This is a genomic window from Streptomyces sp. NPDC003032 (assembly GCF_053591415.1).
The window spans coordinates 146,506-161,218 of sequence record NZ_JBSFTT010000009.1 but is presented as its reverse complement, the minus strand read 5'-3'; the positions used below and the strand labels follow the sequence as shown (position 1 = coordinate 161,218).

The following is a 14,713-nucleotide window of genomic DNA, read 5'->3' as shown; positions in this document are numbered from 1 at the left end:
CGGCGTACCGTGATAGGTGCACACATTCGGCCGACTCGTCGCATCGGGACGCGTGAGTACGGCAGCGGGAAGAACTCTCTGAGGAGACAGTGCTGTGACCGGGATCAAGACGACCGGCGAGAAGAAGTTGATGCTCTTCTCCGGCCGCGCCCACCCCGAGTTGGCCGAGGAGGTCGCACACAAGCTGGGTGTCGGCATCGTGCCGACGAAGGCTTTTGATTTCGCCAATGGTGAGATCTACGTCCGCTACCAGGAGTCGGCGCGTGGCGCCGACTGCTTCTTGATCCAGAGCCACACCGCTCCGATCAATAAGTGGATCATGGAGCAGTTGATCATGATCGACGCGTTGAAGCGCGCGTCGGCCCGCTCCATCACCGTCATCGTGCCGTTCTACGGTTACGCGCGCCAGGACAAGAAGCACCGCGGACGTGAACCGATCTCGGCGCGTCTGATCGCCGACCTGATGGCGACCGCGGGCGCCGACCGCATCCTCACGGTCGACCTGCACACGGACCAGATCCAGGGCTTCTTCGACGGCCCGGTCGACCACCTCTTCGCGCTGCCGATCCTCGCGGACTACGTGGGCGCGAAGGTCGACCGTTCGAAGCTGACGGTGGTCTCCCCGGACGCCGGCCGTGTGCGCGTGGCCGACCGCTGGTGCGACCGTCTGGGCGCGCCGCTGGCGATCGTCCACAAGCGCCGTGACAAGGACGTCGCGAACCAGGTCACCGTGCACGAGGTGGTCGGTGAGGTCCAGGGCCGCGTCTGCGTCCTGGTCGACGACATGATCGACACGGGTGGCACGATCTGCGCCGCCGCCGACGCCCTGTTCGCGCACGGCGCCGAGGACGTCATCGTGACGGCCACGCACGGCGTGCTGTCCGGTCCCGCCGCGGACCGGCTGAAGAACTCGAAGGTGAGCGAGTTCGTGTTCACGGACACGCTGCCGACGCCGGGCGAGCTGGAGCTCGACAAGATCACGGTGCTCTCGATCGCGCCGACGATCGCGAACGCGGTGCGTGAGGTCTTCGAGGACGGCTCGGTGACGAGCCTCTTCGAGGAGCAGTAGGCACAGGCGGTCGGAAGATCGATTTCTGGAGCGGCCTCCCCGCCGGGTAGACTCACTGAGTTGCTCGGCGAGGGAGGCCGCACTTGTGTGCGGCGGTCCGTTATCGACGCGCTCTTCGTAGCAGGCCAGTCGTATGGCCGGGTAACCCCATCCGACACCTGTTGTACGAGGAGTGCACATGTCCGAGGTCAAGATCTCCGCCGAGACCCGCTCGGAGTTCGGCAAGGGCGCTTCGCGCCGCATCCGCCGCGAGAACAAGGTTCCCGGCGTCCTCTACGGCCACGGCGCCGACCCGGTCCACCTGTCGCTGCCGGGCCACGAGCTGCTCATGGCCCTGCGTACCCCGAACGTCCTGATCTCCCTGGACGTCGACGGCAAGACCCAGCTGGCCATCCCGAAGGCCGTGCAGCGTGACGCCATGCGTCAGGGCATCCTGAAGCACGTCGACCTGCTCCTCGTGCGCAGCGGCGAGAAGGTCACGGTCGAGATCCCGGTCCACACCGAGGGCGAGCTGGCCCCGGGCAGCAACCTTCTCGAGCACGTCCTGAACACGCTGCCGGTCGAGGCCGAGGCCACGCACATCCCGACCGAGGTCACCGTCTCCATCGCGGGCCTGGACTCCGGCGCGTCCATCCTCGCCAAGGACATCCCGCTGCCCGCCGGTTCCACGCTGGCCATCGACGGCGACGCCGTGGTCCTGCAGGTCCTGTCCGCGCAGGCCGAGGAGGCCCCGGCCGAGGGTGCCGAGGCCGCGTCCACCGAGGCCTGATCCTCGCGACGTACATCCGGCACGGCAGCCGCCGCTCCCTCCGGGGGCGGCGGCTGCCGCGTATGAAGGAGACATGCACGTGACGACCGACGCCAACGCCCCTTGGCTGATCGCGGGCCTCGGCAATCCGGGCCCCGATTACGCCATGAACCGGCACAATGTGGGCTTCATGGTGGCCGACCTGCTCGCGCGGCGCATGGGCGCCAAGTTCAAGCGGGCCGCGAAGGCGCAGGCTCAGGTGGTCGAGGGCCGGATCGGGGCGCCGGGTCCGGCGAGCCGTCGGGTGATCCTCGTGAAGCCCATGTCGTACATGAACGTCTCGGGCGGCCCCGTGACGGCGCTGCGCGACTTCTACAAGGTGCCGACGGAGCACATCGTCGCGGTCCACGACGAGCTGGACATCGACTACGGCACGCTGCGGCTGAAGCTGGGCGGCGGCGACAACGGCCACAACGGTCTGAAGTCGATGACGAAGGCGATGGGCCCCGACTACCACCGGGTGCGGTTCGGCATCGGGCGTCCGCCGGGCCGGATGCAGGTCGCGGACTTCGTACTGAAGGACTTCTCGTCGACGGAGCGCAAGGAGCTGGACTACTTCGTGGACCGGGCGACCGACGCGGTCGAGGCGCTGATCATCGAGGGCCTTGAGCGGGCGCAGAGCACGTACAACTCCTAGAGCCCCGTAAGGGGCGCCCCGTCAGGAGCGCCCCGAAGGGTGCGTCAGCCCGTGTTGCGCAGGCCCGCCGCCACCCCGTTGACGGTGAGCAGCAGCGCCCGCCCGAGCAGCGGATCCGGCTCCACGCCCGCCGCGGAGGCGTCGCGCTGCCGCTTCAGCAGGGCGACCTGGAGGTACGAGATCGGGTCCAGATAGGCGTCGCGGATCGCGAAGGTCTGCCGGAGCGCCTGGTGGGAGCCGAGGAGTTCGTCCCCGCCGGTGATCCGCAGAACCTCGCGGACGGTCAGCTCGTGCTCTTCCTCGATCGTGGCGAAGACGTGCTTGAGCTCGTCGGGGACGAGCGTGTCGACGTAGTGCCGTGCGATGCGCAGGTCGGTCTTGGCCAGGGTCATCTCGACGTTCGAGAGGAAGTTCTGGAAGAAGTGCCAGTGCTCGTGCATCTCGTCGAGCACGGTGGCGCCGCTCTGCCGCAGGCCCGCCTCGCGGAGCGCCTTGAGGCCGGAGCCGACGCCGAACCAGCCGGGCACGATCTGCCGCGACTGGGTCCAGCCGAAGACCCACGGAATGGCGCGCAGCCCGTCCAGTCCGGCGCCGGAGTCGGGCCGCCTGGACGGCCTGGAACCCAGGTGCAGGTCGGCGAGCTGGTCGACCGGCGTGGAGGCGAAGAAGTACGCGGGCAGGTCGGGGTCCTCGACCAGGCGCCGGTAGGCGGAGTGGGCGGCGTCGGAGACGACGTCCATGGCCGCGTCCCAGCGGGCGAGGGCCTCGTCGGACTGGCGCGGCGCGGTGTGCAGGGCGGATGCCTGGAGCGTGGCGGCGACGGTCAGTTCGAGGTTCTCGCGGGCCAGTGACGGCACGAGGTACTTGTCGGAGATGACCTCGCCCTGCTCGGTCACCTTGATCTCGCCCTCCAGGGTGCCCCAGGGCTGGGCGAGGATCGCGTCGTGGGAGGGGCCGCCGCCGCGGCCGACGGTGCCGCCGCGGCCGTGGAACAGGCGGAGCCTGACCCCGTAGCGGTGCGCGACGTCACGCAGCCGCCGCTGGGCGCGGTGGATCTCCCACTGGCTGGTGGTGATGCCGCCGAACTTGGAGGAGTCCGAGTAGCCGAGCATGACCTCCTGCACGTCGCCGCGGAGCGAGACGAGCTTGCGGTAGGAGGGGTCGGCGAGCATCTCGTCGAGGATGACGTCGGCGGCGCGCAGCTCGTCGGTGGTCTCCAGGAGCGGCACGATCCCGATCTTGGCCCAGCCGGCGTGCAGATCGACGAGACCGGCCTCGCGGGCGAGGACGGCGGCGGCGAAGACGTCGTCGGCGCCCTGGCACATCGAGATGATGTACGACTCGATGACCTCGGGTCCGAAGACTTCGAGGGCCTTCTTGACGGTGAGGAAGACGCCGAGGGTCTTCTCGCCCGCCGCGTCCAGCGGGGCGGGCTGCGGGCCGAGCGGACGCCGTGAGCGCAGCTCCTTGGCGAGCAGCTTCCGGCGGTACTCGCGGGGCATGTCCGCGTAGCGCCAGGATTCCTCGCCGAGGCGGTCGAAGAGCTGGCCGAGCGCGTGGTGGTGGGCGTCGGCGTGCTCGCGTACGTCCATGGTGGCGAGCTGGAGGCCGAAGGCGGCCAGCGTGCGGATGGTGCGGTTCATCCGGCCCTCGGCGAAGAGGGCGCCCTTGTGCTCGCGCAGGGAGGTCTGGATGAGCGTGAGGTCGTCGAGCAGCTCGCTCGTGCCGAGGTAGTCGCGGCCCGGGACGTGGGCGGTGCCCTTGGCGAGGCGCTGCTTGGTGTTCTCCAGCTTCTGCCGGATGCAGGTGGCCTTGAGGCGGTAGGGCTCCTCGGCGTTGAGCCGCTTGTAGCGGGGGCTGATCTCGGGGAGCCGCTCCAGGTCTGCCTGGAGGGAGGCCTTCAGCTCGTCGGTGGCCCCGGTGTAGCGGATGGAGTTGGAGAGGAAACCGCGCAGCTCGTCGATCAGGTCGAGCGCGTCGTTGATGCCGTGCTCGTGCTGGAGGATCAGGACGTCCCAGGTGACGGCGGGCGTCACATTGGGGTTGCCGTCGCGGTCGCCGCCGATCCAGGTGCCGAAGCTGAGCGGCCGGGTGCCTTCGGGCAGCTCGACGCCGACGCGCTCCAGCTCCGCGGTGAGGTCTTCCAGTACGTCCCCGACGGCGCCGGCGTGCAGCTCGTCGAGGTAGTAGATGGCGTTGCGGGCCTCGTCGGCGGGTTCGGGGCGTACGACGCGCAGCTCGTCGGTCTGCCACACCAGGTCGATGTTCTCGGCCAGGCGGATGTCGTGGCGGCGCCGGTCGGACTCGATGACCGGGGTCTCCAGGAGCTCGGCGACGCGGCGGAGCTTGTTCAGGACCGAGCGGCGGGCGGCCTCGGTGGGGTGCGCGGTGAAGACGGGCCGCACGTTCAGGTGCCGCACGGTCTGGCGCAGGTGTTCGGGGTCGGCGTCCTTGAGGCGGTCCGCGGTGCGGGCGAGCAGCCCGCCCTCGGCGGCGCGGCGGGCGCGCAGCTCGCGGCCGCGGTGGACCTGCTCGGTGACGTTCGCCAGATGGAAGTAGGTGGAGAAGGCGCGGACCAGCTTGGCCGCGGTCTCCAGTTCGGTGCCGCCGAGCAGCTTGGCGGCGGCCTCGCCGTCCTCGCGCGTCAGGCGGCGGACCTTCTCGACCAGTTCGAGGAGCTCGGGACCCTCCTGGCGTACGAGGGTCTCGCCCAGCAGGTCGCCGAGGCGGCGGATGTCGGCGCGCAGCTCGCTGCTGGCTGTACTGGTGGCCTGGCGGCCCTGGTCGTCGGCACTGCTCACAGGTGCGGCTCCTTGCAGTGTTTGAAGCACGTCTGGGAGGGGTCCCGGTAAGGATCCGGGGAGATACAGAGCGGACCGCGCTGTCCGACCGTCTCCAAGGATAGGTGTCACTCCGCGGCGGGGAAGTTTCGGCCACTTGCCGAGACGCTCCTCGCTGCCATACTTACGACGCCGTAGGTTACGGAACCGTAGGGAAGGCGGGAAACGCGTGTGTCGTGGCGGAACTGGCAGCCGCGGTCACAGCGCTCTTGCGCAGCCGTGCCCGTGCACCCTCTTCCACCCCAACCCTCGACCCCACAGGGGACGTGCCCATGACGACAACTTCCGATGCGCCCTCCGAGACCGATGTGATCGACGACGCTCCCGCACAGGGAGCGGGCCCCGCCGGGGCCCTGCCGCCCGCGACGCTGGGCGGTGAGAAGAAGCGTTCGCTCGAACAGCTGACGCTGCTCCTGTTCATCGTCGTCCCGTTCCTCGCCCTGCTCGCGGCGGTGCCGCTGGCCTGGGGGTGGGGCGTGAGCTGGCTGGACCTCGGCCTGCTCGTCTTCATGTACTACCTGGGCTGTCACGGCATCACGATCGGCTTCCACCGCTACTTCACGCACGGCGCCTTCAAGGCGAAGCGGCCGCTGCGGATCGCGCTGGCGGTCGCCGGTTCGATGGCCGTGGAGGGTCCGGTCGTGCGCTGGGTGGCCGACCACCGCAAGCACCACAAGTTCTCCGACGCGGAGGGGGACCCGCACTCCCCCTGGCGTTTCGGTGAGACGGTGCCCGCCCTGATGAAGGGCCTGTGGTGGGCGCACATCGGCTGGATGTTCGACGAGGAGCGGACGTCGCAGGAGAAGTACGCGCCGGACCTGGTCAAGGACCCGACGATCCGCCGCATCTCGCGGCAGTTCCTGTTCTGGACGATCGTCTCGCTCGCCATCCCGCCGCTGGTCGGCGGCCTGGTGACGATGTCCTGGTGGGGCGCCTTCACGGCGTTCTTCTGGGGTTCGCTGGTCCGTGTGGCGCTGCTGCACCACGTGACCTGGTCGATCAACTCCATCTGCCACGCGGTCGGCAAGCGGCCCTTCAAGTCCCGTGACCGTTCGGGCAACGTGTGGTGGCTCGCGGTGCTGTCCTGCGGCGAGTCCTGGCACAACCTCCACCACGCCGACCCGACGTCGGCGCGGCACGGCGTCATGAGGGGCCAGGTCGACTCCTCCGCGCGGATCATCCGCTGGTGCGAGCGGCTCGGCTGGGCGTACGACGTGCGGTGGCCGTCGAAGTCACGCATCGACTCCCGCCGACGGCCGCAGGCCGCTGACGCGGCATGATGGACGACGTGGCGACCGACTCCAGCAATCCCAGCCCTGCCGGCAAAGAGAAGCAGCCCCGGCGTACCCGCCGGACCCGGATGACGGGTGCCGAGCGCCGGGAGCAGTTGCTGGACATCGGCCGCACGCTCTTCGCCGCGAAGGGCTTCGAGGGCACGTCGGTGGAGGAGATCGCGGCGAAGGCCGGGGTTTCCAAGCCGGTGGTGTACGAGCACTTCGGCGGCAAGGAGGGGCTGTACGCGGTGGTGGTGGACCGGGAGATGCGTCAGCTCCTGGACATGGTGACGAGCGCGCTCACCGCCGGGCATCCCCGGGAACTCCTCGAACAGGCCGCGTTCGCCCTCCTCGACTACATCGAGACGTATACGGACGGCTTCCGCATCCTGGTCCGCGACTCGCCGGTGGCACAGTCCACGGGCACCTTCGCGTCCCTGATCTCCGACATCGCGACGCAGGTGGAGGACATCCTGGGCCAGGAGTTCAAGGGCCGCGGCTTCGACCAGAAACTGGCGCCGCTGTACGCGCAGGCGCTGGTCGGCATGGTCGCGCTGACGGGCCAGTGGTGGCTGGACGTCCGCAAGCCGAAGAAGGCGGAGGTGGCGGCGCATCTCGTCAACCTGGCATGGCACGGCCTGGACGGCCTGGAGCCGAAGCCGCGGCTGATAGGCCACCGGAAGAACTGACGCCGGGCGGAGCGCCTTGGGCCGACTTGACGGCCCCCGCTTCCCGGTACGCGGTGACGCCTCGGGCACGCTCAGCACTGGGCGCACCGCCCACAGTGGGCGCCGACCCGGGGCAAACGGGTGGGTGGGTGGGAAACATCCGCCGCGGAGCGGCGGGGCAGGGGATCACGCCGGGGGAAACGGTTCCGTAGCGGCCCGCAGCCGTTCCAGAAACTCCAGCCGGTTCCCGACGGGGTCCCGCGAGTAGAACCGCCGGTGCCCCGGCAGGTTCCCGTCCCAGGTGACCTCGGCGCCGCGCGCGGCCAGCCGGTCCGCGTACGCCTCTATGTTCCGCACGAGCAGCCCCGGGTGGGCCTTGCGGGCCGGGATGAAGTCCTCCTCGATGCCCAGGTGGAGGCGTACGCCGCCCGCCTGGAACCAGCAGCCGCCGCGCGCCCCGAGCGCGGGCGGCTTGGGCGTCTCCGTCATGCCGAGCACGTCGACGTAGTACGTACGCAGGACCGGTTCGCTGCCCGGCGGGGCGGCCAGTTGGACGTGGTCGACGGACGTGAGCATCAGGCACCGCCCTTACGCGCCACCGCGAACACCCGCCGGAAGGGGAAGACCGTGCCGTGGCCGGCGGTCGCCGGGTAGGCCTCGCGCAGGAGGGCCCGGTACTCGGCGAGGAACGCCTCCGTCGCCTCCGGGTCGTCCGCGAGGGCGGTGAGGACAGGACGTAGGCCCGTGCCCTTGACCCAGTCCAGGACGGGGTCCTCGCCCGCCAGGAGGTGGAGGTACGTCGTCTCCCAGGCGTCGACCTCGCAGCCGAGCCCCGCGAGCCGCTCCAGGTACGCCCCGGGCGTCAGCACCGCGTCCCCGTGCCGCAGGCGCCCGCCCAGGCGTCCCCGCCACCGCGCGGACTCGCTCAGCTCCCGCATCAGGACGTGGCTGGGGGCGTCGAAGTTGCCGGGAACCTGGAAGGCGAGGGTGCCGCCGGGGGCGAGCGCGGCGGTCCAGGCGGGGAAGGAGGCCGGGTGGCCCGGCACCCACTGGAGCGTCGCGTTGGAGAGGATCAGGTCGTACGTGCCCGGGGCCGGCGCCCACTCCCTCGCGTCGGCGGCGGCGAAGTCCAGGCGCCCGCCGCCCTCCGTGGGCCCCGCGTACCGCTCGGCCTCGGCGAGCATCTGCCGGGAGTTGTCATAGCCGGTGATGTGCGCGGTGGGCCACCGCCGCGCGAGCAGCCGCGTGACGTTGCCGGGCCCGCAGCCGAGGTCGGCGATGCGCGGCGGGCGGTCCTCGGCGGCGGGCGGGTCGGGGACGCGGCTCAGCAGGTCGAGGAAGGGCCGGGCCCGGTGGTCGCAGTGGCGCAGGTACTGAAGCGGATCCCAGCCGGCATCGGCCGCGACTTCGGCGTTGGATGCGGGTGCGGGCATGAAGGGCCTCCTCGGAAACGGCGGCGTACGCGCTCCACGCGACGCGCTGCCTCCGCATCCTCACCCCTAAGTATCTTGACGTCAAGAGACTTCACGTCGACAGACCCCCTACACTGATCGTCATGGAGGACGAGGTCGATCGACTGGTCGCGGCGTGGCGCAGGGAGCGCCCGGACCTCGACGTGGAACCACTTGAAGTACTCTCCCGCGTCAGCAGACTCGCGCGCCATCTGGACCGGGCCCGCAGACTCGCGTTCTCCGAGCACCAACTGGAGCCGTGGGAGTTCGACGTCCTGACGTCACTGCGCCGCGCGGGCGCCCCCTATCAGCTCTCCCCCGGCCAGCTCCTGACGCAGACCCTGGTGACGTCCGGCACGATGACGAACCGCATCGACCGCCTCGCGAAGAAGGGCCTCGTCGAGCGCCTGCCCGACCCGAGCGACCGGCGGGGCGTGCTCGTGCGGCTCACCACCGAGGGCCAGGACCGCGCGGACCAGGCCCTGGCCGGCCTCCTTGAGCAGGAGCGGGCGATCCTCGGTGAGCTGTCCCGCGCCCAGCGCGGTGAACTGGCGGGCCTGCTACGCCAGTTGACCGCCCCGTTCGACAACATCCCCGGCTAGGTCGACCGGGCCGACGCCCGCGCGCCGGGCCAGGGCGACCGCCGCCAGGGTCGAGTGGACGCCCAGCTTCCCGAGCACGTTCTGCATATGCGTACGCACCGTGTGCGGGGAGAGGAAGAGACGCTCGGCGACGGCCTTCCTGCCCAGGCCCGCCACCATGCAGCGCAGCACCTCGCGCTCGCGCGGGGTCAGGGACTCCACAAGCCGCTCGGACTCGGTGCGGTGCTTGCGGGCCGCCGTCAGCTCGCGCAGGACGCCGGTGAGCAGGGCGGGCGGCAGATGCGTCTCGTCCCGCAGCACGCCTCGGATGACCGTGAGGAGGCGGGAGAGCGAGCAGTCCTTGGCGACCCAGCCCGAGGCGCCCGCCTGCAGCGCGAGGGCCGCGCGGCGCGGGTCGTCCTTCTCGGCGAGCACGACGGTGCGCACGGCGGGCTGGCCCGTACGGACGCCCGCGACCAGGGAGATGCCGTCGACGAGCCCGTCGGCGTTGCCGTCCTGGACGGGGACCGCGGTGGGGGTCCCCCCTGCCCGAGCGAAGCCGAGAGCTTGGGGGCGGGTGCCCTGGAGGGCGCTCGCGGTGGCGCCGAGGTCCGCGTCGACGAGCAGCACGTCGTATCTGCGTCCTTCGGCGACCGACCGCTCCAGGCAGCGCAGCGCAGCGGGGCCGCTGCCGGCCGCCGACACCTCCACATCGGGCTCGGCCGCCAGCGCGGCCGCCAGCGACTCGGCGAAGATGCGATGGTCGTCCACGACCAGAACTCGAATGCGAACCACAGAAACCCCCTTCCCCGCGCTCCCCGAAGGAGCAGGGGATACCCCCGTCGAATACCGTCGGAGAACGAACCGTCGGAGAACGATCGGCGCGGGCACGGCGCCCGGAACAGGGATCGACGCAGCCGCACGGCCGCCGCCGCGCGTGCACCGCCACCCCCATGCCGGGCGTCGTACCCGACTGTCTCGCCCCCTGATCGGCGCCGGCCCCCACCGGCACTGTTCTTCAGAGTAGGGCCGGACGCCGGGAGCGGAAGGTGATTTGCAGAACTGATTGCCCGGCGCGTTTATGGTGAGCCGTATGTTTCGTATGGAGACAGGAGTCGACAAGGAGCGGCTGGCTCAGCTTCGTTCACGGCTCACCGAGGCGAACACGGCGGCGTCCCCCGAGCTAAGCGCCCTGCGCGGCACGGCCGCGGACCAGGAAGTCCCGCTCGCGCTCTGGGTGTTGGACGAGGCGGACGGCCTCGCGGCCGGGCTCGCCGCGCACACCTGGGGTGGCTGGCTGCATGTGAACCACCTCTGGGTCGACGGATGTCATCGCGGTGCGGGCCTCGGATCCCGGCTGCTCGGGGAGGCGGAGCGCGTGGCCCGCGAGGAGCGTGGCTGCGGGGCGTCGCGGGTGGAGACGTGGGACTTCCAGGCGCCGGGCTTCTACCGGAACCGGGGGTACGAGCTGGTGTGCGTGATCCCCGACTACCCGGAGGGCGTCAAGGAGTTCACGCTCACCAAGCGGCTTGGCTGACGGGCCGGTTCAGGCCGCGAGGCCCAGGGCGAGGGCGCCGATCACCGGTGCCGCGTAGATCAGGGGGAAGGGGATGTGCGCGTACCAGCGGGCCCGCACCACGGTGACGACGGCCCCGGTGAAGTACAGGACCAGAGCGATCCCGGCGGCGACCCCGACGAACGGCACGAACAGGCCTGCGAGCAGACCCGCGGCGCCCGCGGCCTTGGCGGCGCCGAGCCAGGGCAGCCACGTCATGGGGATGCCGTAGTCGCCCATGGGCTCAAGGACCCACTTGGAGCCCAGGAAGACCGAGGCGGCCGAGAAGCCGACCATCGCGGCGGCCAGGAGCGTGACGACGACGTGAGCGGTGGACATCAGAGATGCTCCTCATCAGGCAGGCGGCGGAGCGCGGTGACGCCCCGGCCGGGGGGTTGTTCACTGCCATGACGATCCGCTCCGGGCGAATGTGACCGCTCGGCAGAACTGGTCGCTACTTTTCCCGGCGCGCCCCCGCCGACGCCACCGCCGGGAACACGCGCGGCGCCGTGAAGCCCGCCGCGGCGAAGGCCTCCAGGACCGACTTGGTCACCGCGTCGGCGTCCCCGGTCTCCACCAGTACGATCGCCGAGCCGCCGAAGCCGCCGCCGGTCATCCGGGCGCCGAGCGCGCCCGCCGTGTTCGCGGCGCTCACCACCAGGTCCAACTCCGGGCAGGAGATGCGCAGGTCGTCACGGAGCGAGGCGTGGCCGTCGGTGAGGACGGGGCCGATCGCGCGGACGTCACCCGCGTCGAGGAGGCCGATGACCTGCTCGACGCGGTGATTGTCGGAGACGATGTGGCGTACGTAGCGGCGGACCTTTTCGTCCGGCACTTTCCCGAGCACCTGCGGCAGTTCCTCGTACGAGATGTCGCGCAGGTGGCTGACTCCGAGGGCCCGCGCGCCCGCCTCGCACCCGGCGCGGCGCTCCGCGTAGGCGCCGTCGCCGAGCGCGTGCTTCACCCGGGTGTCGACGACGAGGAGCCGCAGCCCCTGGGCCGCGAGGTCGAAGGGGACCTGTGTTATGGACAGGTCGCGGCAGTCCAGGTGCAGGGCGTGGCCGTCGGTGCAGCACGCCGATGCCGTCTGGTCCATGACGCCGCAGGGCACGCCGACGAAGGCGTTCTCGGCGCGCTGGGCGAGGACGGCGAGTCCGGGCCGGGTGAGGCCGAGCCCGAACAGTTCGTCGAGGGCGAGCGCGGTGACGACCTCCAGGGCGGCCGAGGACGACAGGCCCGCGCCCGTCGGTACGGTGGAGGCCAGGTGCAGGTCGGCGCCGGTGACGGGGTGCCCGGCGTCCCGCAGCGCCCAGACGACCCCGGCGGGGTAGGCGGCCCAGCCTCCGTCGGAGAGCGGGGTCAGCTCGTCGACGCGCAGTTCGGCGAGCGGGGTGTCGACGTCGGCGGAGTGCAGCCGCAGGACGCCGTCGGCGCGCCGGGCGACGGCGGCGACCGCGGTGTGCGGGAGGGCCAGCGGCATCACGAAGCCTTCGTTGAGGTCCGTGTACTCGCCGATGAGGTTGACGCGGCCGGGGGCCGACCAGACGCCGTCGGGCTCGTACCCGTACAACTCCTGGAACTGCGCGGCGACTTCGGATGCCGTGGCCATGCGCTGTTACCCCTTTCGCTGGGCGAAGGCCCAGGCGTCGGCGACGATTCCCGCGAGGTCCGCGCGGGACGGGTGCCAGCCGAGCTTCTCGCGCGCGGTGGCGGCGGAGGCGACGAGCACCGCCGGGTCGCCGTCGCGGCGCGGGGCCATCACCTCGGGGATGGGGTGCCCGGTGACCTGGCGGACGGTCTCGATGACCTGGCGGACGGAGAAGCCGTTGCCGTTGCCGAGGTTGCAGATGAGGTGCTCGCCGGGGGTGGCGGCCTCGACGGCGAGGAGGTGGGCCTGGGCGAGGTCGGCGACGTGGATGTAGTCGCGTACGCAGGTGCCGTCATCGGTGGGGTAGTCGTCGCCGTAGACGCTGATCGCCTCGCGCCTGCCCTGGGCGACCTGGAGGACCAGCGGGATGAGGTGCGACTCGGGGTCGTGGCGCTCGCCGAACTCGCCGTACGCGCCCGCGACGTTGAAGTAGCGCAGCGAGACGGCGGCCAGGCCGTGGGCGCCGGCCTCGCCGGTGATCATGTGGTCGACGGCGAGCTTCGAGGCGCCGTACGGGGAGGTGGGGGCGGTCGGGTCGCTCTCCGTGATGGGGGTGCTGACGGGCTCGCCGTAGGTCGCGGCGGTGGAGGAGAAGACGAGCCTGCGCACGTCCGCGTCGCGCATGGCGGCGAGCAGTGCCATGGTGCCGCCGACGTTGTTGTCCCAGTACTTCTCGGGCTTGGCGACGGACTCGCCGACCTGGGAGAAGGCGGCGAAGTGCAGGACGGCGTCGAAGGAGGGGTCCAGCCACTTGGCGGCATCGCGGATGTCGCCCTCGATGAAGGCGGCGCCTGCGGGGACGCCTTCGCGGAAGCCGGTCGAGAGGTTGTCGAGGACCGTCACCTGATGCCCGGCCTCGATCAGGTGCTGGGCCACCACGCTTCCGACATAGCCCGCTCCACCGGTGACCAGGTACTTACCGCTCATGAACTCGCTACCTCTCGCAGTCGCTCGGCCGCGGCTTCCGGCGGCACGTCGTTGATGAACACGCTCATGCCGGATTCGGAACCCGCGAGGAACTTCAGCTTGCCCGAAGTGCGGCGAATCGTGAAAAGTTCGAGGTGGAGGGCGAAGTCGTCCCGGTTGATGCCGTCGTGTCCCTCCAGGCCGCCGAAGGGCGCCTGGTGCCAGGCCGCGATGTACGGAGTCGGGTTCTCCGTCCGGCCGAAGATCCGGTCGAAGCGCCTCAAGAGTTCCAGATAGATCTGTGGGAACTCCGTGCGCGCGCCCTCGTCGAGCCCGAGCAGGTCCGGCACGCGGCGCTTGGGGTAGAGGTGCACTTCGTAGGGCCAGTGCGCGGCGTGGGGCACGAACGCCACCCAGTGCTCGCCGTCCAGGACGACCCGCTCGTCCGCGCTCTCCTTGGCGACGATGTCGTCGAAGAGGTTGTGGCCGCCCGACGCCTCCTTGAACGCGGCGAGCGAGCGCAGCATCAGCTCGGTGCGCGGGGTGACGAACGGATAGGCGTAGATCTGCCCGTGCGGGTGGCCGAGCGTCACGCCGATCTCGGCGCCGCGGTTCTCGAAGCAGAACACCTGCCGCACGGAGGGCAGATGGGACAGCTCGGCGGTCCGGTCGGTCCAGGCCTCCAGGACGAGTCCGGCCTGCTCGGGCGTGAGGTCCGCGAAGGACGCGGCGTGGTCGGAGGTGAAGCAGACGACCTCGCAGCGGCCCGCGTCGCCCGCGAGGGAGGGGAAGCGGTTCTCGAAGACCGCGACGTCGTAGGAAACGTCGGGAATCTCGCTGAGCCGGTCCCCGGCGGACGGGCACAGGGGGCACTCGTCGGCCGGCGGGTGGTAGGTGCGGCCCTGGCGGTGCGAGGCGATGGCCACGGCGTCGCCCATCAGGCGGTCCTCGCGGATCTCCGACGTCGTGGAGACGGGCCGGAGCGGGCGCCGGTCGACGGCGTCACGGACCGCGTCGTCGCGTACGTCGTAGTAGATGAGCTCACGACCGTCGGCGAGACGGGTCGAGGTCTTCTTCACGTCCGGGGCTCCTCACCACCTACTACCCAACAGAACCGAACATAACAAAGCACAAGCAAACAGCTTCGTCAATGCCCGCAGCCCCCACACAGACCCTGGCCGAGAGACCATGGTCTTCCTGGGCCTGGTCGTGATGCCCTTCTACTACCGCAGCGAGCTCCACTCCGTCCCGGAGTTCCTGCTCCAGCGGTTCGACA

General features: G+C 70.7%; 15 protein-coding genes. 7 read left to right on the top strand and 8 right to left on the bottom strand.

From position 1 onward, the window contains the following. Positions 1-94: 94 nt before the first annotated feature. The 3 genes from ACWDZ7_RS15430 (at position 95) to pth (ending at position 2,514) form a co-directional block, all read left to right on the top strand. Positions 95-1,069: a ribose-phosphate diphosphokinase gene (locus ACWDZ7_RS15430; RefSeq protein ID WP_451797296.1), complete on the top strand. Its 975-nt coding sequence runs from the start codon at positions 95-97 to the stop codon at positions 1,067-1,069. 178 nt (positions 1,070-1,247) lie between these two features. Beyond that, complete coding sequence (locus tag ACWDZ7_RS15425; protein ID WP_451797294.1) at positions 1,248-1,838, top strand: 50S ribosomal protein L25/general stress protein Ctc; 591 nt, start codon at positions 1,248-1,250, stop codon at positions 1,836-1,838. 73 nt (positions 1,839-1,911) lie between these two features. Continuing rightward, on the top strand, positions 1,912-2,514 hold the full coding sequence (pth, locus tag ACWDZ7_RS15420; protein ID WP_451797292.1) for an aminoacyl-tRNA hydrolase: 603 nt from the start codon (positions 1,912-1,914) through the stop codon (positions 2,512-2,514). A 44-nt stretch (positions 2,515-2,558) separates the two neighbouring features. Here pth and ppc read toward each other — a convergent pair whose 3' ends face one another. Beyond that, positions 2,559-5,315, bottom strand: coding sequence for a phosphoenolpyruvate carboxylase (gene ppc / locus ACWDZ7_RS15415; RefSeq protein WP_451797290.1), 2,757 nt, complete (start codon positions 5,313-5,315; stop codon positions 2,559-2,561). 311 nt (positions 5,316-5,626) lie between these two features. Here ppc and ACWDZ7_RS15410 point away from each other — a divergent pair, with 311 nt between their 5' ends. Together ACWDZ7_RS15410 and ACWDZ7_RS15405 are read left to right on the top strand one after the other, a co-directional pair. After that, on the top strand, positions 5,627-6,634 hold the full coding sequence (locus ACWDZ7_RS15410) for an acyl-CoA desaturase (RefSeq protein WP_451797289.1): 1,008 nt from the start codon (positions 5,627-5,629) through the stop codon (positions 6,632-6,634). After that, positions 6,631-7,317 (top strand): TetR/AcrR family transcriptional regulator, encoded by a 687-nt coding sequence (locus tag ACWDZ7_RS15405; protein ID WP_451517992.1) that lies wholly within the window; start codon positions 6,631-6,633, stop codon positions 7,315-7,317. Before ACWDZ7_RS15410 ends, ACWDZ7_RS15405 begins: the two co-directional genes overlap by 4 nt. A 165-nt stretch (positions 7,318-7,482) precedes the next feature. Here ACWDZ7_RS15405 and ACWDZ7_RS15400 read toward each other — a convergent pair whose 3' ends face one another. Both ACWDZ7_RS15400 and ACWDZ7_RS15395 read right to left on the bottom strand, forming a co-directional pair. Then, positions 7,483-7,872: a VOC family protein gene (locus ACWDZ7_RS15400; RefSeq protein ID WP_451797287.1), complete on the bottom strand. Its 390-nt coding sequence runs from the start codon at positions 7,870-7,872 to the stop codon at positions 7,483-7,485. After that, positions 7,872-8,729, bottom strand: coding sequence for a trans-aconitate 2-methyltransferase (locus ACWDZ7_RS15395; protein ID WP_451797285.1), 858 nt, complete (start codon positions 8,727-8,729; stop codon positions 7,872-7,874). Before ACWDZ7_RS15395 ends, ACWDZ7_RS15400 begins: the two co-directional genes overlap by 1 nt. 122 nt (positions 8,730-8,851) lie before the next feature. On the opposite strand from ACWDZ7_RS15395, the gene tamR reads away from it, so the two are divergent. Continuing rightward, positions 8,852-9,349, top strand: a complete 498-nt coding sequence (gene tamR / locus ACWDZ7_RS15390) for a MarR family transcriptional regulator TamR (RefSeq protein WP_451517989.1) — start codon at positions 8,852-8,854, stop codon at positions 9,347-9,349. Here tamR and ACWDZ7_RS15385 read toward each other — a convergent pair. Beyond that, entirely contained in the window at positions 9,308-10,123 is an 816-nt protein-coding gene (locus ACWDZ7_RS15385; RefSeq protein ID WP_451797283.1) for a LuxR C-terminal-related transcriptional regulator, read from the bottom strand. The genes tamR and ACWDZ7_RS15385 overlap by 42 nt on opposite strands. A gap of 286 nt (positions 10,124-10,409) precedes the next feature. Here ACWDZ7_RS15385 and ACWDZ7_RS15380 point away from each other — a divergent pair, with 286 nt between their 5' ends. Continuing rightward, positions 10,410-10,865, top strand: a complete 456-nt coding sequence (locus ACWDZ7_RS15380) for a GNAT family N-acetyltransferase (RefSeq protein ID WP_451797282.1) — start codon at positions 10,410-10,412, stop codon at positions 10,863-10,865. 9 nt (positions 10,866-10,874) lie between these two features. Here ACWDZ7_RS15380 and ACWDZ7_RS15375 read toward each other — a convergent pair whose 3' ends face one another. From ACWDZ7_RS15375 to galT, 4 genes are all read right to left on the bottom strand, one after another. Beyond that, positions 10,875-11,222, bottom strand: coding sequence for a DoxX family protein (locus ACWDZ7_RS15375; protein WP_451797281.1), 348 nt, complete (start codon positions 11,220-11,222; stop codon positions 10,875-10,877). Positions 11,223-11,337: 115 nt separating this feature from the next. Beyond that, positions 11,338-12,492, bottom strand: a complete 1,155-nt coding sequence (gene galK / locus ACWDZ7_RS15370; protein ID WP_451797280.1) for a galactokinase — start codon at positions 12,490-12,492, stop codon at positions 11,338-11,340. A 6-nt stretch (positions 12,493-12,498) separates the two neighbouring features. Continuing rightward, positions 12,499-13,458 (bottom strand): UDP-glucose 4-epimerase GalE, encoded by a 960-nt coding sequence (gene galE, locus ACWDZ7_RS15365; protein WP_451797278.1) that lies wholly within the window; start codon positions 13,456-13,458, stop codon positions 12,499-12,501. Further along, entirely contained in the window at positions 13,455-14,516 is a 1,062-nt protein-coding gene (gene galT, locus ACWDZ7_RS15360; protein ID WP_451797277.1) for a galactose-1-phosphate uridylyltransferase, read from the bottom strand. Before galT ends, galE begins: the two co-directional genes overlap by 4 nt. Positions 14,517-14,713: the final 197 nt, after the last annotated feature.